Genomic DNA, 21,772 nt, shown 5'->3' with positions numbered 1-21,772 from the left:
ACATATCTTTTTTAATACTTTTATATCTATTTAGATAGATTTTATTCATAAAAATCTATTCACTTTTTCTCATAAAAATATTTATTATTTTATTTATTAAAATTATCAATCACTTAAAAACAAAATAAATTAAAACAAGAGAATTGGCACACTCTCTGCAATAACACAACCAAGATAAAACAATTTAAAATTTATGGAGGATGCGTCATGGCAAACCAGACAATTTTTGCCTCTCAGGCAACCAAAAACAAATTAATCAGCAATCAAGCTGGTGGACGTGCTTTTCAATTAGATCATCGTCAAGCTTTGGCACAACTTGCCGCTACAGGCACGTTGAATCATACTTTTTACCAAAATGCTCAGGCACAACTTGAACAAGTCTTAGCACTTACACAAAATATAGATGCAACTTTTATTGCTAAAACGGCAGTCTATACCCGTAAAAACAATCACATGAAAGATATGCCTGTCCTACTGTTGGCAATTTTATCGCAACTTGAGCAAAACTTATTTAAAGCTGTATTTCCATTGGTGATTGATAATGGCAAACAGTTGCGTAACTTTGTGCAAATCATGCGTTCAGGTGCAATACAGCGCAAATCTTTGGGTAGCTTACCAAAGAAAATGATCAATCAATGGTTGATCAATGCGACTGAAAATCAGTTGTTGGCAGCCAACATTGGCAATCAACCTTCTTTGGCAGATGTGTTAAAAATGACCCATCCAAAGCCTAAAGATGCAAACCAAGATGCTTTCTTTGCCTATATCTTGGGTAAAAAATATGAGCTTGAGCAATTACCTACCAAAGTTCAGGCATTGGAAAAATTCCGTCAAGGCTTAACACAGGATGTACCTGATTTACCAATGCAATTACTGACCAATTTATCGCTTTCAGCACAGCAATGGGCTGAGATTGCTAAAAATGGCGGTTGGCAAATGCTCAGAATGAACTTGAATACTTTTGCTCGGCATGGTGTATTTGAGATCGAAGGTATGGACAATGTCATTGCAAATAAATTACAAGATCAGGATATGATTCGTAAAAGCAGAGTTTTGCCCTATCAATTAATGACAACTTGGGCAGCTTTAGATGATGCCGTTCCTCAAATTGTGCGACAAGCTTTGGAACAAGTGATGCAAGCCGCCTTAGAAAATGTGCCTCGTTTAACAGGTCGTGTGGTGGTTGCTGTGGATGTATCCGGCTCAATGGCAAGCCCAGTGACGGGTTATCGTAAAGGTGCAACTTCAAAATTGCGCTGTGTAGATGTCGCATCGTTATTTGCTTGTGCTTTAAAGCAAGTCAATCCTGATATTGAAATTATGCCGTTCGATACGCAACTGCATTCACTCAACATCGTAGAACATGAATCGGATGCAAGCCTATTAGGTCGATTAAAACAGGTTTTCTCTGGCAACAAAACACGCTCTATTTTTGAGGTTGCCAAACAATTTGCTGCGCTTGGTGGTGGTGGAACGAATTGCAGCATTCCATTAAAGCGACTTAATCGAGATCAGACAGCTGTCGATTTGATGATTTATTTTTCAGACAATGAATCTTGGGCTGACCAATTACACACACAACACAAAACAGGCATGTTATATGAATGGGATATTTTAAAACAACGCTGCCCTCATGCAAAATTGGTCTGCGTAGATTTACAACCATATACACATACACAAGCCCCTGAACGAGCTGACACTATTAATATCGGTGGTTTTAGCGATGAGGTCTTCCGTTTAATTGATCTGTTTGCACAAGGTAAAATGCACGCTGATCATTGGCTCAGTGAAATTGAAAAAATCGAATTACCGACTTGATTCGTCAGGTCAGTAAAGTGTGGCAAATGCTTTAGGAACTATATCTTTTAAATGTCGTGTTTCTGATTTCACTTTGTTGCCATACAATAAAACTGCACAAATGCAGATGGAACTACATCACTATCCCTCCACGATAGCTCAGCACAAGCTGGCTCGATGTTTCATCATTCTTGTTGTGTAGATTTATGATTATCACAAATGCTGATTGGATTACATTACATAGGGCTAATACCCTAGTTCAAAAAAATCTAATCACTGACTTGTTGTGATAGTCATAGCCAGTAAAATGCCAATAGGACTACATTTGTCGGTGGTTCAAATCCACCCAAATTGATGTAAATCAATTTGTAGCTCAGTTGGGTAGAGCCATGTATAAAAGGTCTTATCATTTTTGTTTACTGGTCACAGACCAAATACTGTTAGGACTACATAAAAGGCTTCAGCGTCAGCAATGACTTGATGGTTCGATTCCATCGTGATCAACTTCGATCAATGGCGGAAAGGAAAACGCACTGAAATGATTGTCTTAATACTCTTTGTTAGTCTATTTTTTGTGGTACGGCATAAAATGCATTAAGGACTACATTCCTACCATCAATGTGAGTAACCACTCTCACCTGTATGCAAGTACAGTCGTCTAATTAAGGCAATGGTCTCAAGTCTTTAATTTTTTTGTTTATGTCGCATCATCACAAATGCCAATGGGACTACATGGTGAATGCGTAAGCACGGGGTTCAAGTCCCTATTCCTTTTTAGGAAAAGTCTCATTATTTTTGTTGTGATGATTACTTTTAATCTCAATCAAATGCAATAAGCACTACACAGCAGAATCGTGCGTAGCTGTATATCTATTTATGGATATGGCAGTTAAGGAAAAAAAGTGTTTACCCAACTTGTTGATTGAGATTAATTTATTATTTATGGAATAATATCTGGAGATGAAGAGTCGAATATTCCTCGCAATAACCGAAATGGTAAAGTAACGATCCAATAAACAACTTCAACCGTAATATCGATCACATCCACCCAGTCCCACGTATCATTTCTACGATCATGGTTTTCTCGTTTTGGTTTTACCCAATAAGCAAGCAGAAAACAGACAAAACTTACCGCTAGAAATATAAAATTGAAATCGTCTACTAAAAAACGTATAAGGCAAAATGCCCCAGTAATAAATAAAAGAATCGTGAGTAAATAACGAAAAATATCCATGAGGCTTGGCAATTTATTTGTCTTTTGTTATGTTTATAACATGCCTTTATAGAAAGACATATCCTCACCCTTAATAAAAGACAGGTGTCAGTCTTTAAAACGCAAAATATGTCCATTACAGTCTATCTTCAAGACGATCAAGACATTGATCAAGCCTTACACTTGCTCAATCAAAAACATTACTATCTAGAAGCCACTCGTTGGTACAAAAAACGATATGGCTATTTTGAAAAGCCCTCAGTATTAAAGCGTAAGCGAAAAAAGATGAAACAGATATTAAGCTATAGAAATCACAGCCTGTCTCTCACAACTCATATTGCACCCAAGGATACTCTGTGGTTAAAAATTAAAAAAGAGCAACAATTCGCTCGAACAGGTAAAAATGCGATGGGCTATTAAATATAATTTAGGATATAAAAATATATATTTTTATATCCAACCTCTTATAAAATTCCATTTCAAAAAATATTGAAATTAAATATATAAATAAATATCAATATCTTAAAATTAATTTCATCTATTACCAACAAGTTGGCACACTCACTGCAATAGTATATATACACAACATCATTGGGATCTTGTGTATATCATCTGTCTGCAACCGCTTGGCAGGCAGGCTTTGAAAGGAAAGTGAAAATGTCAGTTATTGAAGCAGTTAAGCAACAAGCTCAAATTGAACAAGAGCAACAAAAACGTGCCTATCAAGTTTTACAGAACGAAAAAAGCATGCCTGTAAAAATGTGGACTAATGGCGTAATTGTTGATGACAACTCAAAACAACAACTATTACAAACAGCGCAAATGCCCTTTATTTATAAATGGATGGCAGTGATGCCAGACGTACACTTTGGCTTAGGTGCAACCATTGGAAGCGTGATTCCAACCAAAGGCGCAATTATTCCTGCTGCTGTGGGTGTCGATATTGGTTGTGGAATGATGGCAACTCGCACCAGTCTAACGGCTTCAGATTTACCTGATAATTTACATGGATTAAGAACCGAGCTTGAACGTTTGATTCCACATGGTATGACTAAAACACGTGGTCGCCGTGATCAAGGTTCTTGGGAAACACCACCTGAAATGGTCGATCAAGCATGGGCTGATTTAGTTGCAGATTTTGAGTTAATTTGCGCTAAGCACCCTCGCCTTAAAAATACCAATAACCGTAAACAATTGGGAACTTTAGGGACTGGAAATCACTTTGTCGAAATCTGTTTAGACGAACATGATCACGTTTGGATTATGTTGCATTCAGGTTCTCGTGGTGTAGGTAATGCGATCGGTAATCATTTTATCGAGCTTGCGCGTAAAGATATGCAAAAGCACTTTATTAACTTACCGAACAAAGACTTGGCTTATTTAGTCGAAGGTACTGAGCATTTTGATGATTACTGGTTTGCTGTGGGTTGGGCACAACGCTTTGCCATGAAGAATCGTGAAATCATGATGCAATCAGCAATTAAAGCTTTAGCAACCATTATTCCAAAGCCCTTTAATGCAAAATTGGAAGCCGTGAACTGCCACCATAATTATGTGGAAAAGGAAGAACATTACGGCGAAGAAGTAATGGTGACACGTAAAGGTGCTGTAAGTGCCAAACTTGGACAATATGGAATCATCCCTGGTTCTATGGGGGCAAAGTCCTTTATTGTACGAGGGCTTGGAAATCAGGAATCATTTTGCTCATGTTCGCACGGTGCAGGTCGTGTAATGAGCCGTGCGGAAGCCAAACGACGCTTTACGGTTGAAGATCAAATTGCACAGACTGAAGGTGTGGAATGCCGTAAAGATGCTGATGTGATTGATGAAATCCCATCGGCTTATAAACCGATTGAAGATGTAATGAATGCACAAAAAGATTTGGTTGAAGTGGTTTATACATTAAGACAAGTGGTTTGTGTGAAAGGATAAACTAATTTACAAAATTTAATTCAAATGCTTCTTCGAAGCATAAACTATATCAGGATCTACAACATGAATACTTCTTCAGAAGATAACTCAAAATTATCCCAACTATTCTACTATCTACAAGATATTTCACTTGAGTTACAAGCTGATTTTGCAATTATCGGACTCGTTGAAGCAACACTGGAGGCTAGAGGGTTTGATTCTTTTATAGAATATGAGGGGCTTATTACTACTGAAATAAAAAGTGGAAATCCTAATACTATTAACACTATGGCAAAAGTTGCATTTCATAATATTATTTTAAATATCTGCCGATTTGCTGAAGCTATCCAAAAAAGTGGTTGTGGGAAATTATTAAGAAGATATTGCCCTAACTCTCAAATAAGATTTAATAAATTTATTTCAGAATATTATACGGATGATATAAAAAAATATAGAAATTGTTACGCCACACATCCTATGGATGATAATACCAAAGATTTTACCCCTCGATCAGAATTAATTTCTCTTTGCGAAAAAATCCTTGGTATTTCATCATTAAACAATCTAAAGATACTTGACTTTATTCGCTTTCTCAAAAGAATCCATCATATAGATGAAAAAAATCCTGATATATCATTAGTATGGGCAATTTATGAAATGTCGTTAGAACTAGAAAAAAGTGGGATTGCTTTAAATAGAGTCTAATATCTTAATAAATTGACTTGATATTCAATTTCAATAAAAAGGTACAACAATGAAACTCGCAGAAGCACTTTTACTGCGAAGCGATCAACATAAAAAGCTCGCTTCATTAAAACAACGGATCAATGCCAATGTATTGGTACAAGATGGCGATGAACCTAGCGAAGATCCAAATGAACTGATCAAACAGGTATTTGCTTTAACCCACGAAAGCAATCAGTTGATTTGTCGTATTCATTTGACCAATGCGCAAGCAAAGTTGGAGGATGGCAAAATTCTGCTGTCCCTATTAAGCTTGCGGGATAGTTATGCTGAACAGCATAAGATTCTCATTGATGCGATTGCCAATACACATCGTGAACCTGATCGTTATAGCGCACGCGAAATTAAATGGCAAAAAGTCATCCCTGTTTCTAGCCTGCAAAAACAGGCGGATGATATCAGTGCAAAATTACGTGACTTAAATATCAAAATTCAAGCTGTCAATTGGCAGATTGATTTAGTTGAATAGACAACAGATTTTGTGGATTTATTTCACAATACCAGTTTGAACATACTGGGCGAGTACAATATCCCGCTTTACTCCGATCTGAGGGATTGAAAATAATTCAGGCGGCTATGGCAGCATGTGAGCCGTGCATCAATCTTCACTGATTAGGCTCAGCACCATGTACCTAGCAAACCTTTGCCAAAAAAGCAAAGTCACGCGTTACTTCGCATCACCATGTACTGACAGTATGTTCATTTAATTAGAAAATAAGGAAAATAGAAGTGAATAAAGCTTTGGCAAATATGCCAGCAACCATTCAAATTGATGGTTCACAAGGCGAAGGTGGCGGGCAAATTTTAAGAACCGCCCTTGCCCTTTCAATGATTACAGGTCAGGCATTTGAATTAATCAACATTCGGGCTGGACGTAAAAAATCAGGTCTGATGCGTCAACATTTAGTCTGTGTACAGGCATCTCAACATATCAGCCAAGCTTATATTGAAGGTGCTGAACTACATAGCCAACGTTTGTACTTTGCGCCACAACATGTGCAAAGTGGAAAATACCAATTTCAAATCGGTTCGGCAGGAAGTACCACACTCGTTTTGCAAACATTACTGCCTGCTTTACTATTACAAAATGAAGCCAGTGAACTCACCATCTCTGGTGGTACACATAATCCACTTGCACCAACTGCTGATTTTATTGAGCATTGTTTTTTGCCTTGCCTAAAAAAGCTAGGAATTGGTGTCGATTTCACATTAAACAAAGCAGGTTTCTTTCCAATTGGCGCGGGAGAAATACAAGTCAACATTCAACCATGGCTAAACCGTGAGAAACTAGATTTATTAGATTGTGGTTCATTACAGACCATCGAGGCTTTTGCAGCGGTGCTGAATCTTTCAGAAGAAGCGCAAATCGTACAACGAGAATTAGCGACTTTAAATAAAAGGTTAACACTCAATTCTCAGCAGCACTTTCATTTAAAGGGAATCAGCCAAGGCAATACTGTTTATGTCAAAGTTGAACATCAGCATCACACCCAACTATTTACAGCCCTAGGTGAAATGCGTAAAAGTGCAGAACAAATTGCAAACAATTTAGCTGAGGACGTCAAATATTATCTAAACTCAAAAGCAGCCGTTGATGAGTATTTAGCAGATCAGCTCTTGTTACCTTTAGCATTGGGTCAAGGTGGTCGTTTTACTGCTCAATGCATCAGTGAACATACTCGCACCCAAGCAGCGATGATTGAAAAATTTATTGATTGTAATATTGAGTTTATCGAACTTGGACAAACTCAATTTCAAGTCAATGTACACGTTAAATAATGAAGATTAGAAATGAAAACACATACACAAATCAGTAAATTCTTAAGTTTAATCCTAAGACATAAACCTGAGCAAATCGGGCTTCAACTCGATCAAGAAGGTTGGGTAAAGATTGCTGAACTCATTGAAGCAGCACAACAACACAATACATTTTTGGATAATGAATTAATCCAAACAATTGTGGCGCAATGTGACAAGAAGCGCTTTCAAATTTCAGACGATGGTTTAAATATTCGTGCAGTACAAGGTCATTCAACCCCTACCGTACAAAGAGAGATGATTGCAATTGAACCACCTCAACATTTATATCATGGTACAGCCAGTCGATTTATGGAATCAATTCAGGCACAAGGCCTAATTGCGGGACAGCGTCATTATGTCCATCTCAGTGAACATAAAGAAACGGCGCTCGATGTCGGTCAACGTTATGGAAAGCCCATTTTATTCCTGATTGACACAGTACAAATGTACAAAGATGGCTTTACGTTTTATCAAGCAGAAAATGGTGTATGGCTCATAACACATGTACCAACTCAATATTTATCACTGATTGATCAAACCAAGACAGGATCATTGGTCTGATCTCAGAATTAACTTCGTTACTTCACACTTTCCAATGCAGTCACCAGTAACTTCCAGCATTTCTCTACAGTATCTACTTTAACTCGCTCACCTGGTGCATGTGCCCCTTGAATATCAGGGCCAAACGATACCATCTGCAAATCAGGATAATGTTCCGCAATAATGCCACACTCCAAACCTGCATGAATGACTTTTAGATTGGGTTCAATATCAAATGCAGATTGATAAGCCTGTTGCAAACATTTCAATGCAGCCGAATCTGGATTTGGTGTCCAACCTGATACCAACGGCGTTAATTCAGATTGAATCTCAAAACTGGCAAAGTGCCGCTGAATATTCTGAGCAAATGTTACCGCTTCCTGATTCACCATCGAACGAACCATAATTAAGGTTTTCGCTTCATCTTTAGTAAGCTTCACCACGCCAATATTATTCGAGGTTTCAACCACATCAGCTAAAGCCGAACTCCATTCAGCAATACCATAAGGACACGTTGCTAATACTTGCAACCAAGCTTGTTGATGAGCTAGTGCAATCACTTCATCAATCTGATTGGTATTTTGCTGTACTGTGATTCGGATCTGATCATCAATACTCTCTAGTTTTTGCTGCCATTCAGTTTGTGTGACTAGAAGTGCTTTTTCCAAATCAGCCAGTCGTTCTGCTTGAATCGCAATCGTTGCAACAGCTTCTCTAGGAATCGCATTCCGTGCTGTACCTCCTACAAATTCAACCAGTCGGACATTTGATTGTGCTAAATAGTCATTGAGGAAATTGGCTAAAATTACATTGGCATTGCCGCGACCTAAATGAATATCCACACCAGAGTGACCGCCTTTTAGACCCGTGACCAATAGGTCAACATAGATCATATCTGTAGGAGCAGTGACATATTCCAATGGTTGTTGTACTTCGAGGTCAATACTGCCTGCACAACCAAGATAAAGCTCACCCCATTCTTCGGTATCAATATTAAATAACCACTGACCTTTTAAAATCCCTGACTCAAGTAAACGGGCACCACTCATACCCGCTTCTTCATCAATGGTCAATAAAACCTCAATTGCCCCATGTGCAATATCATTTGATTCTAATACAGCGAGTGCAAGTGCAACCCCTATCCCATTGTCTGCACCAAGCGTGGTATTTTCAGCAATCAGCCAACCATCTTTTAATACAGGTTGGATTGGGTCTTTAAAAAAATCATGCTGGGTACCACGATTGGCTTGTGTCACCATATCCAGATGACCTTGCAAAATCACACCTGTAACCTGCTCTTTACCTGCCGTTGCGGCTTTTCGAATGATCAAATTACCTATGTCATCGACATAAGTTTCTAGGTTGCGCTGTTCCGCCCAATCTTGTAAATGCTGTCGTAATTGTTGTTCATGCTTCGATGGTCGAGGAATCGTACATAAGGTCTCAAAATGTTGCCAAACCTGTTTTGGCGATAATTTAGAAAAATCGACCTGTGTCATGCACTTATCCTCTCAAATAGAACTTTTAAAAGAATATACACCATACATTTAGAAGGCGATGTAAGCATTTTATATTTTAATGCCAAATTCACCACAATAACTCAATATAAAAAACAGACTAAATCACAAACATTAGAATTGAATTTTTCAATCTAACCATTTGTAAATTAATATAATAAAATAATATGAACAACAACTAAAATAGAAAAGAATCTTCCGACCCAACAGCACCCACCAAAACCGTTATACCGCCAATCCAGTGAGCATTTTTCTTTTATGATTTACAAAGCTTATTTTCTGATATGCTACAGAATTAGCTGAATTAGCACTTTATTAGAGGAAAGCATAATGCTGCAATGGTTTGAAAAATTAGTCGATCCGTACCCAACCAAAGACTTAAACAAACCATTACCTACCACATTTTTTGCTTTTGTTTGGCAATCCACCCAAGGCGTAAGACCTTTCCTCTTTTTACTAATAGCGTGTACAGCAGCAGCAGCCAGTTTCGAAGCTTTATTCTTTTCTTATATAGGTAAACTGGTAGATTGGCTCACCAAAAGCCAACCGAATACGTTTTTAGAGACTAATCAGCAAAATTTAACGATTCTCATCAGTATTTTATGTGCCAATATTTTCTTTGTAAGTTTGCAATCCATTCTCAAACACCAAGTTCTGTTTAGTAATTTTCCGATGCGAATGCGTTGGCGCTTCCACAATTTATTATTGCAACAGAGTTTAGACTTCTTTCACACTGATTTTGCAGGTCGATTGTCTGCCAAAGTCATGCAAACCGCATTAGCAGTTCGTGAATTTTGGATGATTCTAGGTGATATGTTGGTCTATGTACTGATCTACTTTATTACCATCAGTTTAGTCTTGGGTTCAATTGCTCCTGTTTTAATCATTCCATTATTTTTATGGCTCATATTATTTATCGCAATTGCGGGTTATTTCATTCCTCGTCTAGGTAAAATCTCACAAGAACAGGCTGATGCTCGTGCCATCATGACCGGTCGTGTTACAGATGCTTATACCAATATTCAGACTGTGAAATTATTTGCTCATGCTGGTCGTGAAAGCCAATATGCAAAAGAATCAATGCAAGAGTTTATGGTCACTGTTTATAAGCAAATGCGTTTAGCTGTGAAATACCAAATTAGCATTCGTTTACTCAGTGCTTTTCTCTTTATTGGCGTGATTGGCACTTCTGTTTGGTTATGGACACAAGGTCAAGCTGCGATTGGTGTCATTGCCGCGACGACGGCAATGGTATTAAAGCTAGATAGTTTGGCAGAATTCATTATGTGGCACATCACGATGCTTTTTGAAAATGTCGGCACCATTCAAGATGGGATGAAAACCCTAGGTAAACCAATTCAAATTCAAGACAAAAAAGATGCGACTGAACTGAAAGTTCAACATGGTGAGATTCGTTTTGAAGATGTGAGTTTTGCTTATAATCAAAAGAATGTCATTGATCATTTTAATCTCACCATTAAACCAGGCGAGAAAATTGGTATCGTTGGGCGTTCTGGAGCAGGCAAATCCACACTGATTCAACTACTCTTGCATTTCTATAAGCTCAATCAAGGTCGCATTTTGATTGATGGTCAAAGTATTCATGATGTCACACAAGATAGCTTACGTGCCAATATTGCACTTGTAACTCAAGATACCTCTCTACTTCATCGTACTGTTGCAGAAAATATTAAATATGGTCGTCCAAATGCAACTGAGGCCGAAATTCAACTTGCTGTCAAAAAAGCCAAAGCCGAAGAATTCATTCCACAATTGACAGATCAAAAAGGTCGTGTTGGTTTTGATGCTTATGTCGGCGAACGTGGTGTAAAGCTTTCTGGTGGGCAACGCCAACGTATTGCAATTTCAAGAGTTTTTCTAAAAGATGCACCAATTCTGATTTTAGATGAGGCAACCAGCGCACTCGACTCAGAAGTTGAAGCCGCAATTCAAAGCAGTTTAAATGACTTAATGGTTGGCAAAACGGTCATTGCAATTGCGCACCGTTTATCTACTATTGCTCAAATGGATCGCCTCATTGTCCTTGATCAAGGCAAAATTGCAGAACAAGGTACACATGAGGAACTTATTGCAAATGATGGCTTGTATGCTCAACTATGGAAACGTCAAACAGGCGGTTTTTTAGTTGAACAACGAGTGGTGGCTCAGGATACAGAATAATGTTGTATTTAGAAGACTTAAATATTGGAGATCGTTTCATCAGCCGTGACTATGAAATGACACTTGAAGAAGTTAAACAATTTGCGAGCCTATACGACCCTCAGCCCTTTCATTTAGATGAACACGCAGCTGAACAACATCCTATTTTTCAAGGTTTAGCAGCAAGTGGCTGGCATACTTCAGCAGTAACCATGCGTTTATGGACAGAGTGCTTCCCGATCGCAGGCGGATTACTGGGTTCTGAATCTAGCCTTCGTTGGCCTCGCCCTACTCGTGTTGGCGATAAAATTCATGTCGAAATTGAGATTACTGCGATTGTGCCATCTAAAACCAAAACTGATCGTGGTATCGTCAGTTACGTTACTCAAGCTTTGAACCAACATGGTGATGTGCTATTAATATCAACAACCAAAATTATGGTCTTTAGAAAACCAAGTTGATTTTTGAATATTAATGGGACTCGGCTCCTTGTCCAACAATTTTTATGATTGATTATTTTATTTCATGTAAATATGTTTAGGACTTAAATGTTTAAAAGATATTGGCAAAATTGATGAGCGCCACGGAAAGCACATGAAAACAACCTCAACTCGTCAAGATCAAGGTATACCAGGCGTCTATGGCTTATTACTATTAGACGTTGTTTCTCGCTGGGGATATAGCGACGAAACTTTATTTGCTCCCTTTCATTTAACGAGCGAACAACTGGCTGATCCAAACTATAGAATTCCAACACCAATCGCGAATGAGTTGGTGAAGCATTCCTTGCGCCTCACAGGTGAAAGTACACTCGGCTTTCATTTGGGTACGCAAATGCGTATTTCGATTCATGGTTTTATTGGCTATGCCATTATGACTGCACATGACATTACCGATGCTATTGCACTAGCAAGCCGTTTTATTCAATTACGCTTGCCTTTTTTACAGCTCTATTTCTCTACCTTTGGTCCTAAAGCCACATTACAATTACAATGTGATATTGAAGTTGAGCCTCTGCGTAGTGAAATTATTTTAGGCTTAACCATTGGTATTATGACCATGGCAAAAGCCCTTACTGGAATTGAAGATTTAAATGGTGAAGTTGATTTAGATTTTCCTGAGCCCGCTGGATTTGATAAATACCGCGACAAACTAACCAGTACGGTGCGCTTTAATCAGCCACATTTAATTTCAAGCTTTGATAAAAAATACCTCGGTTTGAAAATGGTTAATGCAGATCCGATTGCGAGCCAAATTGCGATTAATCAATGTGAAACTGAATTATCAGCTTTAGGCGAACGTCGTCGTCTCGCAATGCGTGTTCGTGATATTTTGACCAATTCGGAACAACATTATTTAAGCATTGAAAGTGTTGCTGATCGTTTGCATATGTCTGACCGCACTTTAAAACGTCAATTAGCAGCAGAAGGAACCTCCTTCTCCACCCTAGTTGATGAAGTTCGTTATCGCCATGCAACTTCCTTACTGTCACGAACCGATTATAGTTTGGAACAAATTGCTGATGAACTGGGTTATTCTGATGTAGCCAACTTTAGCCGTGCATTTAAGCGTTGGAGTGGTCGTAGCCCAAGTAACTGGCGCAAAGACCCGTATTTGTAAAGACTTTTGTTTTTATTAAAAAACCTGTATAAAGCCAAATAAAATGATGCAACAGATTGTTAAGGAGTTGTAATGAATCATCCAGCAGATTTGAAATATGCACGTACACATGAATGGGTAAGAATCGAAGGTGATTTAGTTGTTACTGGTATTAGTGACCATGCCCAAGCAGAATTAGGTGATTTAGTTTATGTAGAAGCGCCTGAAGTTGGCAGCCATATCACAGCATCAGAGCAAGCAGGGATTGTTGAATCAGTAAAAACTGCATCTGACATTCATGCACCTGTTTCAGGTACAGTTGTTGAAGTAAATACCGATCTTGAAGATGATCCTGATTTTGTCAATGAAGAACCGTATGGCAAAGGTTGGATCTATAAAATTAAACCTGACAATATGGCTGATGTTGAAAAACTTCTTTCAAATGAAGAATACGAGTCAGGTTTATAATTATTTATAAATCTAAATATTAAAAAGCCCAATTGAATTGGGCTTTTTAAATACTCAGCCTAAGATTTAAGCCACGTAATCCACTTGTATACCATTTACTTCCGAAACCAAGTTCTCAAAAGAGAAAATCTCATCAAGTTGTGCTTGGGTCAGTAAACCACGCTCTAAAACTACTTCTTGAATAGTTTTATTTTCTGCAATACATTGCTTACCAATTTCATCACACAAAGCATGACCCAATAATGGATCAAGCAAAGTAATAATTCCGACACTACGCATCACCGCATCATGACACGCTTGCTCATGTGCTTTAATACCACGTACACATTTTTCATCTAAGCTTTGAATCGCATGGGTCAGCAATTCAATTGACTCATTCAAAGAAATTGCAATCACCGGCTCCATGACGTTTAACTGTAACTGTCCTGCTTCTGCTGCAAATGTAATCGTAAGATCGTTACCAATCACCTTAAATGCAATCTGATTTACAACTTCTGGAATAACTGGATTTACTTTTGCAGGCATGATGGATGAGCCTGCTTGTAATTCAGGTAACTGTATTTCACCAAAACCTGTACGCGGCCCTGAACTCAATAAACGCAAGTCATTACTAATTTTTGAAAGTTTACATGCAAGACGTTTTAAGGCACTTGATAAAATAATAAATACGCCACAATCACTGGTTGCTTCAACATAATCTTCTGCACCCACCAGATCTAAACCTGAAATTTCTTTCAAACAAGAAATCACTTTTACAGCATAACCTTTAGGTGTGTTTACACCCGTCCCGATTGCAGTTGCACCTAAATTTACTTCAAGTAACAACTCACGAGTACGCTTAATGAGCCGCACATCTTCTTTTAATAACGTTGCAAATGCATGAAACTCTTGCCCAAGTGTCATCGGCACAGCATCTTGAAGCTGAGTCCGCCCCATTTTTAAAATATAACGGAACTCAATCGCTTTATTTTCAAATGAAGTAATTAAGTTATCCATTTGACTGAACAAAGCATCTAAAGAACAATAAGTCGATAAGCGAATTGCGGTTGGATAAACATCGTTGGTTGATTGTGATTTATTGACATGATCATTTGGATGAATCACATCATATTGACCTTTTTGATGGCCTAATGATTCAAGTGCAATATTGGCAATCACTTCATTGGTATTCATATTAATAGATGTACCCGCGCCACCTTGATAAACATCAATTGGAAACGAGCCTTGCCATTTTTCAGTTTCATGAATTAAAGCATCACAAGCGCGTTGAATCGCCAAGCTTTGATCTTCCGTTAATTTTCCAAAATTTAAGTTCGCTTGAGCTGAAGCTTTTTTCACTTGTGCTAACGCTCGAATGAAATAGCTATTTGTTCCAACTTTTTGCGATGAAATCTTAAAATTTTCAATTGCGCGTAAGGTATGAATTCCGTAATAACAATCAACTGGTACTTCTTTTGCACCAAGCAGATCATGCTCTATTCTTATAGTTGCTGTTTGAACCGTATCCACTTTCCATTTCTCTCAGGCAATGCACCCTAATAGTGCAAAGCAATAATATGAAAGATTCCAACTCAATTTTCATTAGCAGAATTGCTTAACATTACGAGCTTTTTATAATGGAATTTCTCTGTATTGTTGCTTATGTAACAACATGTGTCGTAAATTCATGGCATTTTCATACTCAAAAGCTTCTGTTCTTTCAGCCATTTTTCTTTCATTGTAATAATTTGAAATATATTGAACATTTTTAAACCACATCATTCCGCATAATGATACAAAAAAAGTACTGTTTTCTGGATTTAAAAATTAAGATTCATGCACTTAATTTAAATTACATAAAATATACAAACAGAATACAAAAACATAACAGTATTTTAAAAATCATTCGTGCTTGAATCTGTGGCCTTATCAGTCTTATTCGAATAGTAAATCATTTTTTGGCTATTCAGATGTGATTGCACGATTATGGATAAGTAAGGACAGGCATCCATTATGAATTTTTCGAATCCCACTGTTGTTGTATTTGTGGTGTATATTCTCGCCATGCTTGGCATCGGCTTATACGCCTATTTTTCCACCAAAAATCTTGATGATTATATTCTTGGAGGACGAAGTTTAGGTAGTTTTGTCACCGCTTTATCTGCTGGTGCATCCGATATGAGTGGTTGGCTACTCATGGGTTTACCTGGGGCAATCTATTTGACAGGCTTATCTGAATCATGGATTGCAATTGGCTTAATCATTGGTGCATGGCTCAACTGGTATCTCGTGGCTGGACGTTTACGCGTTCATACTGAGGTTCAGAATAATGCGCTTACGTTACCAGATTATTTCACTGGTCGTTTTGATGACCAGAAAAAGATCTTACGTGTAACTTCCGCACTGATTATTCTCATCTTTTTCGCGATTTATTGTGCTTCTGGCATGGTAGCTGGTGCACGTCTATTTGAAACATTATTCCACTTACCTTACCAAACCGCTTTATGGCTTGGTGCATTTGCAACAATTGGATATGTTTGTATCGGTGGCTTCTTGGCAATCAGTTGGACAGATACGTTCCAAGCTGGTTTGATGATTTTTGCGTTATTGCTTTTACCTATCGTCACATACATGTCTTTAGGTGTAGGTGTCGAAGAATTTACAGCAATTGTTGAGAGCGCGCGCCCACATGCTTATGATTTTGTTTCAAATTTAAGTATCGTTGGTATTCTTTCAGCAGCTGCTTGGGGCTTGGGTTATTTTGGTCAACCTCACATTTTAGTTCGTTTTATGGCTGCCGATTCTGTTAAATCAATCCCTGCTGCCCGTCGTATCGGTATGACATGGATGATTTTATGCTTGGCAGGTGCAGTTGGTTCTGGTTTTATCGGGATTGCGTATTTCCATCAACATCCTGAATTTGCAGCGGTTGTGACGGCTAACCCTGAAACAGTGTTTATGGAACTCACTAAAATTTTATTCAACCCTTGGGTTGTTGGTGTGATCCTTGCTGCAATTTTATCAGCAGTCATGAGTACCTTAAGTTGTCAGTTATTGGTATGTTCAAGCGCATTAACTGAAGATTTATACAAAGGCCTGATCCGTAAAAATGCAACTCAAAAAGAGTTAGTTTGGATTGGCCGAGCAATGGTACTTGCAGTTGCAATGTTAGCTCTCGCTTTAGCCCAAAACCCTGATAGTAAAGTACTTGGCTTAGTTTCTTATGCTTGGGCTGGTTTCGGTGCTGCTTTCGGTCCATTGATTATCATGTCATTGTTCTGGAAACGTATGACGCTAAACGGCGCTTTAGCGGGTATGGTGATCGGTGCAGTTACAGTGATTGTTTGGAAAAATGTATTTGCTAGTACTGGTATTTATGAAATTATTCCTGGTTTCATTTTTGCCTTGATCAGTATTGTTGTGGTGAGCTTACTTGGTAAAGCACCTAACGCAACTGTGACTGGTCGTTTTGAACAAGCAGATGAAATCTATACGAGAGAAATGAAATAAAATTTCTGAGTAAAATTTAAGGGGGCTTTCGAGCCCCTTTGTTTTATTTGATCTTTTATTAAAATTTGGTTCTTGATTTAATTTTTATTTTAGAGCTGTCTTTCACAACCTGCATCACAGGATAACTACGTGTTTCCTTCACCCCAGGAAGTTGCCATAAAATTTGCCCTGCGATACGACGAAACTCCTCCATCCCTGCGCTACGCAATTTGATCAAAAAGTCGAAGCCACCACTCACCATATGACACTCAACAATCTCTGGATATTGTGTCACTGCATCAATAAAATCCTCGAGCACATTTGGGGTGGTTTTATCTAAAAGCACCTCAACAAACACAAGAAAACTGGCATTTAACTTATTCGGATTGAGTTTTGCCTCATATCCCAAGATAAATTCATCCTTCGTCAACTTTTGCACACGGGCCATGACGGCAGTCGGCGAAAGGTTCACTAATTCCGCCAATTTACTGTTGGAAATTCTTCCATCTGTTTGAAGAATATCCAGAATTTTCAGATCGGTACGATCTAATGTATAAATAGGGCCATTCAACTGAATTTTCCTCTAAAAAATAGGTAAATTATAGTGAGTTACTCGGGTTTTATTCTGTAATCATAAATTATCTAAACCTCTCTACTCAATATGTTCTAGAGATTGTTATTGGAATTTAGTATGAATACATTGGATACTCCCGCACAAATGGACACAGCTCACACAGACGGTTATATCACCGAATTTAAAGAAAAAAGTGAGTTTGAGCAACGCATTAATACGGCTTGGCGACGTGCTGAGCCTGAAGCGGTTAAACAGCTTGCAGAAGCAGCAGATATTTCTCCTGATCTTGATCAAAAAATTTATGAATTAGCATTCAGTCTTGCACATAATTTACGTGAACGTAAAAGCTCGGCTGGAAAAGCAGGTATTGTTCAAGGTTTACTCCAAGAGTTCTCACTTTCTTCACAAGAAGGTGTGGCATTGATGTGTTTGGCAGAAGCATTACTTCGTATTCCAGATACAGCAACACGTGATTTATTAATTCGTGACAAGATCAACCAAGGCAACTGGAAAGAGCATTTAGGTCAAAGTAACCTGATGTTCGTAAATGCCGCTGCTTGGGGTTTAATGCTTACTGGTAAGTTAATGGAAACACCTAAACAAACCAGTTTATCAAGTATTTTAACAGGTCTTCTCGCTCGCAGTGGACGTGGCATCATTCGTAAAGCAGTTGATGTCGCGATGCGTATGATGGGTGAGCAATTCGTTACGGGTGAAACCATCGAGGAAGCACTTGAGCATGCAAAACCATTTGAACACAAAGGTTTCCGCTATTCATACGATATGCTTGGTGAAGCTGCGTTAACTGACCATGATGCCGAACGTTATTATAACGATTACTCTCAAGCGATTCACGCTATTGGTAAAGCATCAAACGGGCGTGGTGTTTATGAAGGTCCTGGTATCTCGATTAAGCTTTCTGCTTTGCACCCACGTTACCAACGTGCGCAAATTGATCGTGTACATCATGAGCTTTACAACAAAGTTTTCGAACTTGCATGTTTAGCAAAACAATACGACATCGGCTTAAACATCGATGCTGAAGAATCTGAACGTTTAGAAATCTCACTCGAACTACTTGAACGTTTATGTTTCGAACCAAAACTTGCGAACTGGAAAGGCATTGGTTTCGTTATTCAGGCTTATCAAAAACGTTGTTTCTACGTGGTTGATTATATCGTTGATCTTGCAAAACGCAGTAACAAACGCCTCATGATCCGTTTGGTGAAAGGTGCATATTGGGATAGCGAAATCAAGAAAGCGCAAATTGACGGCATGACTGACTACCCTGTGTTTACTCGTAAAGTTCACACTGATTTGTCATACATTGCTTGTGCGAAGAAGCTCCTTGCTGCACCAGATCAAGTCTATCCGCAATTTGCAACTCACAATGCACAATCACTTGCAACGATTTATACACTTGCAGACCCAAGCAAATATTATCCAGGTCAATATGAGTTCCAATGCCTACACGGTATGGGCGAACCTTTGTATGAGCAAGTTGTAGGTTCAAAAGCAGACAATAAACTTGGTGTGCCATGCCGCGTCTATGCGCCAGTGGGTAACCATGAAACTTTATTGGCTTACTTAGTCCGTCGTTTACTTGAAAATGGTGCAAATACCTCATTCGTAAACCGTATTGCTGATAAGACGTTAAAAGTTGAAGACTTAATTCAGTCTCCAATCAAAGATATTCAAACTGCTGCTAAAGATGAAGGTCAGATTGGCTTAAAGCATCCTGCGATTCCACTTCCGCATGATCTTTACCCATTACGTCCGAACTCAAGTGGTTTTGATTTAAATAACGATCAACCTTTAGCTGCATTAGATACAACAGCACAAAAACTACGTAGCCATATTTGGAAAAGTGCGCCTTTACTTGGTTTTGAATCAACAGTTCACGATCAAAGCAATGCGATTGCAATTACAAACCCTGCACAAAATAGCGAAGTTGTCGGTCATGTGAATGAAGCAACTAGCGCTGATGTACAACTGGCATTAGAAGCAGCTGTACAAGCTGAACAAAGCTGGGCTGCAACAGATAAAGTTGAACGTGCAGCTTGCTTAAAACGCGCTGCTGATTTGATGGAAGCACGCATTCAGGAATTGATGGTATTACTTTGCCGTGAAAGTGGTAAAACCTATGCCAATGCGATTGCAGAAGTTCGTGAAGCGGTAGACTTCTTACGTTACTATGCAACACAGATTGAGAATTTACCTGCAAATGCACAGGTAAAACCATTAGGTACCGTGCTTTGTATTAGCCCTTGGAACTTCCCTCTTGCGATTTTCTCTGGTCAAATTGCAGCAGCATTGGTCAGCGGTAACTGTGTGATTGCAAAACCTGCGGAACAGACACCATTGATCGCAGCACAAGCTGTGCAAATGCTTTGGGAAGCTGGTGTACCACACGGCGTGGTTCAACTTATTCCGGGTCGTGGAGAAACTGTTGGCGCACAACTCAGCCAAGATGATCGTATCCAAGGCATCATGTTCACGGGTTCTACCGAAGTTGCAAAAATTTTGCAAAAGACGGTGGCAAAACGTTTATCTCCAAATGGTCAACCAATCCCGTTAATCGCAGAGACAGGTGGTCAAAATGCGATGATCGTGGATTCTTCTGCACTCACGGAACAAGTTGTTCTCGATGTAGTCAGTTCTGCATTTGACAGTGCGGGTCAACGTTGTTCTGCGCTTCGTATCTTATGTGTACAAGAAGATAGCGCTACAACTGTGATCAAAATGCTGAAAGGTGCAATGCAACAGTTGATCGTAGGCAACCCTGCAATCCTAAAAACTGACATTGGTCCTGTAATCGATACTGAAGCCAAACAAACCATCGATACACACATTCAAAAGATGAGATCTAAAGGCTACCCTGTTCATCAATTAATGCTTAACGATGCTGCAAGCCAACAAGCACTTGCGCAAGGGACATTTGTTCCGCCCACAGCGATTGAATTACCAAATCTTGACGATTTAGAGCGTGAAGTGTTTGGCCCTGTACTACATATCATCACCTATAAGTATGGTGAACTTGAGCAATTGATTAATCGTATCAATGCTAAAGGTTATGGCTTAACCATGGGTTTACATACACGTATTGATGAAACCATCAACACTGTGATTCAACGTGCCGAAGTTGGTAATTTATATATCAACCGCAACATCGTAGGTGCTGTTGTTGGTGTACAACCATTTGGTGGTGAAGGCTTATCAGGTACAGGTCCAAAAGCAGGTGGTCCACTGTATATGTATCGCTTGATGGAACATTGCTCCGATAAAGTTTTAGCAACACCATTTGCGGTTAAAGCTGAAATCTCTCACTTTGATGCTGTATCCAATGTTGCTTATCAAAACCTATTGTCTTGGGCAAAACAAAATATGTCTCAAGCAATTCCAATGATTTCAGCATTTGGTGTTGGCAAATTCTATGAGTTGCAAGGCCCTACGGGTGAAAGCAACCAATACATTATCTTACCTCGTCATCGTGTACTTTCAATTGCAAATGATGAACGTGCTCAATTGCAACAACTTCTTGCAATTTTTGCGGTGGGTAGTTCTGCTGCGGTACTAAAAGACAATATGTTCTTGGCAAAACATCAGAAATCTTTACCAAAAGATGTTTTAGCTGCTATCACCGTCATTTCAAGTATTGAAAAAGATGCTTTTGATGCCGTTTTACATCATGGTTCTGTCGAGCAATTGACTGACCTGCAAACCAAAATCGCGAACCGTTCTGGAGCAATCGTGGGCATTACTCATCTCAAGACAGATGAGCAGATTCCTCTAGAACGTCTAGTCATTGAACGCGCTATTAGTGTAAATACTGCTGCTGCCGGCGGTAATGCGAGTTTAATGACTTTATCTGAAGACTAGTTTTATAGTCTTCAATCTCCCAGCCCGAATCATGTTCGCATGATTCGGGTTTTTATTTTTAAGTTTCAAATAATTTTACTTACCGCGCTCATAAGACATCTC

The 21,772-nt window shown here is 38.8% G+C and carries 17 protein-coding genes; 13 read left to right on the top strand and 4 right to left on the bottom strand.

Features of this window, described 5'->3' with window-relative positions; genetic code table 11:
• The first annotated feature begins 207 nt into the window (after positions 1-207).
• Positions 208-1,818 carry a TROVE domain-containing protein gene (locus tag MMP60_RS10795; RefSeq protein ID WP_241336259.1) on the top strand — a complete coding sequence of 537 codons (1,611 nt, stop codon included), beginning with the start codon at positions 208-210 and terminating at the stop codon, positions 1,816-1,818.
• Between the two features lie 919 nt (positions 1,819-2,737).
• Here MMP60_RS10795 and MMP60_RS10790 read toward each other — a convergent pair.
• Positions 2,738-3,031, bottom strand: a complete 294-nt coding sequence (locus tag MMP60_RS10790; RefSeq protein ID WP_241336258.1) for a hypothetical protein — start codon at positions 3,029-3,031, stop codon at positions 2,738-2,740.
• A 108-nt stretch (positions 3,032-3,139) separates the two neighbouring features.
• Here MMP60_RS10790 and MMP60_RS10785 point away from each other — a divergent pair, with 108 nt between their 5' ends.
• The 6 genes from MMP60_RS10785 to MMP60_RS10760 all read left to right on the top strand — a co-directional run bounded on the left by MMP60_RS10785 (position 3,140) and on the right by MMP60_RS10760 (position 8,026).
• A complete protein-coding gene (locus MMP60_RS10785; protein ID WP_241336257.1) occupies positions 3,140-3,430 on the top strand; it encodes a hypothetical protein in 291 nt (96 codons plus the stop codon).
• A gap of 237 nt (positions 3,431-3,667) precedes the next feature.
• Complete coding sequence (locus MMP60_RS10780) at positions 3,668-4,942, top strand: RtcB family protein (RefSeq protein WP_241336256.1); 1,275 nt, start codon at positions 3,668-3,670, stop codon at positions 4,940-4,942.
• Positions 4,943-5,005: 63 nt separating this feature from the next.
• Positions 5,006-5,626, top strand: coding sequence for an integron-associated HEPN domain-containing protein (locus MMP60_RS10775; RefSeq protein WP_241282559.1), 621 nt, complete (start codon positions 5,006-5,008; stop codon positions 5,624-5,626).
• A gap of 49 nt (positions 5,627-5,675) precedes the next feature.
• Complete coding sequence (locus MMP60_RS10770; protein WP_241336255.1) at positions 5,676-6,134, top strand: DIP1984 family protein; 459 nt, start codon at positions 5,676-5,678, stop codon at positions 6,132-6,134.
• Positions 6,135-6,394: 260 nt separating this feature from the next.
• Positions 6,395-7,444 carry an RNA 3'-terminal phosphate cyclase gene (gene rtcA, locus MMP60_RS10765; RefSeq protein WP_241336254.1) on the top strand — a complete coding sequence of 350 codons (1,050 nt, stop codon included), beginning with the start codon at positions 6,395-6,397 and terminating at the stop codon, positions 7,442-7,444.
• A gap of 12 nt (positions 7,445-7,456) precedes the next feature.
• Entirely contained in the window at positions 7,457-8,026 is a 570-nt protein-coding gene (locus tag MMP60_RS10760) for an RNA 2'-phosphotransferase (RefSeq protein WP_241336253.1), read from the top strand.
• A gap of 17 nt (positions 8,027-8,043) precedes the next feature.
• Here MMP60_RS10760 and MMP60_RS10755 read toward each other — a convergent pair whose 3' ends face one another.
• Positions 8,044-9,504 carry an aminoacyl-histidine dipeptidase gene (locus MMP60_RS10755; protein ID WP_241336252.1) on the bottom strand — a complete coding sequence of 487 codons (1,461 nt, stop codon included), beginning with the start codon at positions 9,502-9,504 and terminating at the stop codon, positions 8,044-8,046.
• Between the two features lie 348 nt (positions 9,505-9,852).
• Between MMP60_RS10755 and MMP60_RS10750 the strand changes: the two genes are divergently transcribed.
• The 4 genes from MMP60_RS10750 to gcvH all read left to right on the top strand — a co-directional run bounded on the left by MMP60_RS10750 (position 9,853) and on the right by gcvH (position 13,749).
• Positions 9,853-11,703, top strand: a complete 1,851-nt coding sequence (locus MMP60_RS10750) for an ABC transporter ATP-binding protein (protein ID WP_241336251.1) — start codon at positions 9,853-9,855, stop codon at positions 11,701-11,703.
• Entirely contained in the window at positions 11,703-12,143 is a 441-nt protein-coding gene (locus MMP60_RS10745; RefSeq protein WP_018678259.1) for a MaoC family dehydratase, read from the top strand. Before MMP60_RS10750 ends, MMP60_RS10745 begins: the two co-directional genes overlap by 1 nt.
• A 133-nt stretch (positions 12,144-12,276) precedes the next feature.
• A complete protein-coding gene (locus MMP60_RS10740; protein WP_018678260.1) occupies positions 12,277-13,302 on the top strand; it encodes an AraC family transcriptional regulator in 1,026 nt (341 codons plus the stop codon).
• A gap of 72 nt (positions 13,303-13,374) precedes the next feature.
• On the top strand, positions 13,375-13,749 hold the full coding sequence (gene gcvH / locus MMP60_RS10735) for a glycine cleavage system protein GcvH (protein ID WP_241336250.1): 375 nt from the start codon (positions 13,375-13,377) through the stop codon (positions 13,747-13,749).
• Between the two features lie 66 nt (positions 13,750-13,815).
• Here the strand turns inward: gcvH and aspA are convergent, their stop codons facing one another.
• Positions 13,816-15,258, bottom strand: coding sequence for an aspartate ammonia-lyase (gene aspA / locus MMP60_RS10730; protein WP_241336249.1), 1,443 nt, complete (start codon positions 15,256-15,258; stop codon positions 13,816-13,818).
• Between the two features lie 483 nt (positions 15,259-15,741).
• Between aspA and putP the strand changes: the two genes are divergently transcribed.
• Complete coding sequence (gene putP / locus MMP60_RS10725) at positions 15,742-17,238, top strand: sodium/proline symporter PutP (RefSeq protein WP_241336248.1); 1,497 nt, start codon at positions 15,742-15,744, stop codon at positions 17,236-17,238.
• Positions 17,239-17,296: 58 nt separating this feature from the next.
• Here the strand turns inward: putP and MMP60_RS10720 are convergent, their stop codons facing one another.
• Positions 17,297-17,788 carry an Lrp/AsnC ligand binding domain-containing protein gene (locus MMP60_RS10720; RefSeq protein ID WP_004662457.1) on the bottom strand — a complete coding sequence of 164 codons (492 nt, stop codon included), beginning with the start codon at positions 17,786-17,788 and terminating at the stop codon, positions 17,297-17,299.
• Positions 17,789-17,908: 120 nt separating this feature from the next.
• Between MMP60_RS10720 and putA the strand changes: the two genes are divergently transcribed.
• Positions 17,909-21,670 (top strand): trifunctional transcriptional regulator/proline dehydrogenase/L-glutamate gamma-semialdehyde dehydrogenase, encoded by a 3,762-nt coding sequence (gene putA / locus MMP60_RS10715; protein ID WP_241336247.1) that lies wholly within the window; start codon positions 17,909-17,911, stop codon positions 21,668-21,670.
• The last annotated feature ends 102 nt before the right edge of the window (positions 21,671-21,772 follow it).

The organism is Acinetobacter sp. ANC 4805, assembly GCF_022549495.1.
In the GTDB taxonomy this organism is placed as follows: Bacteria; Pseudomonadota; Gammaproteobacteria; order Pseudomonadales; family Moraxellaceae; genus Acinetobacter.
This window is presented reverse-complemented; position numbering and strand designations above follow the sequence as displayed.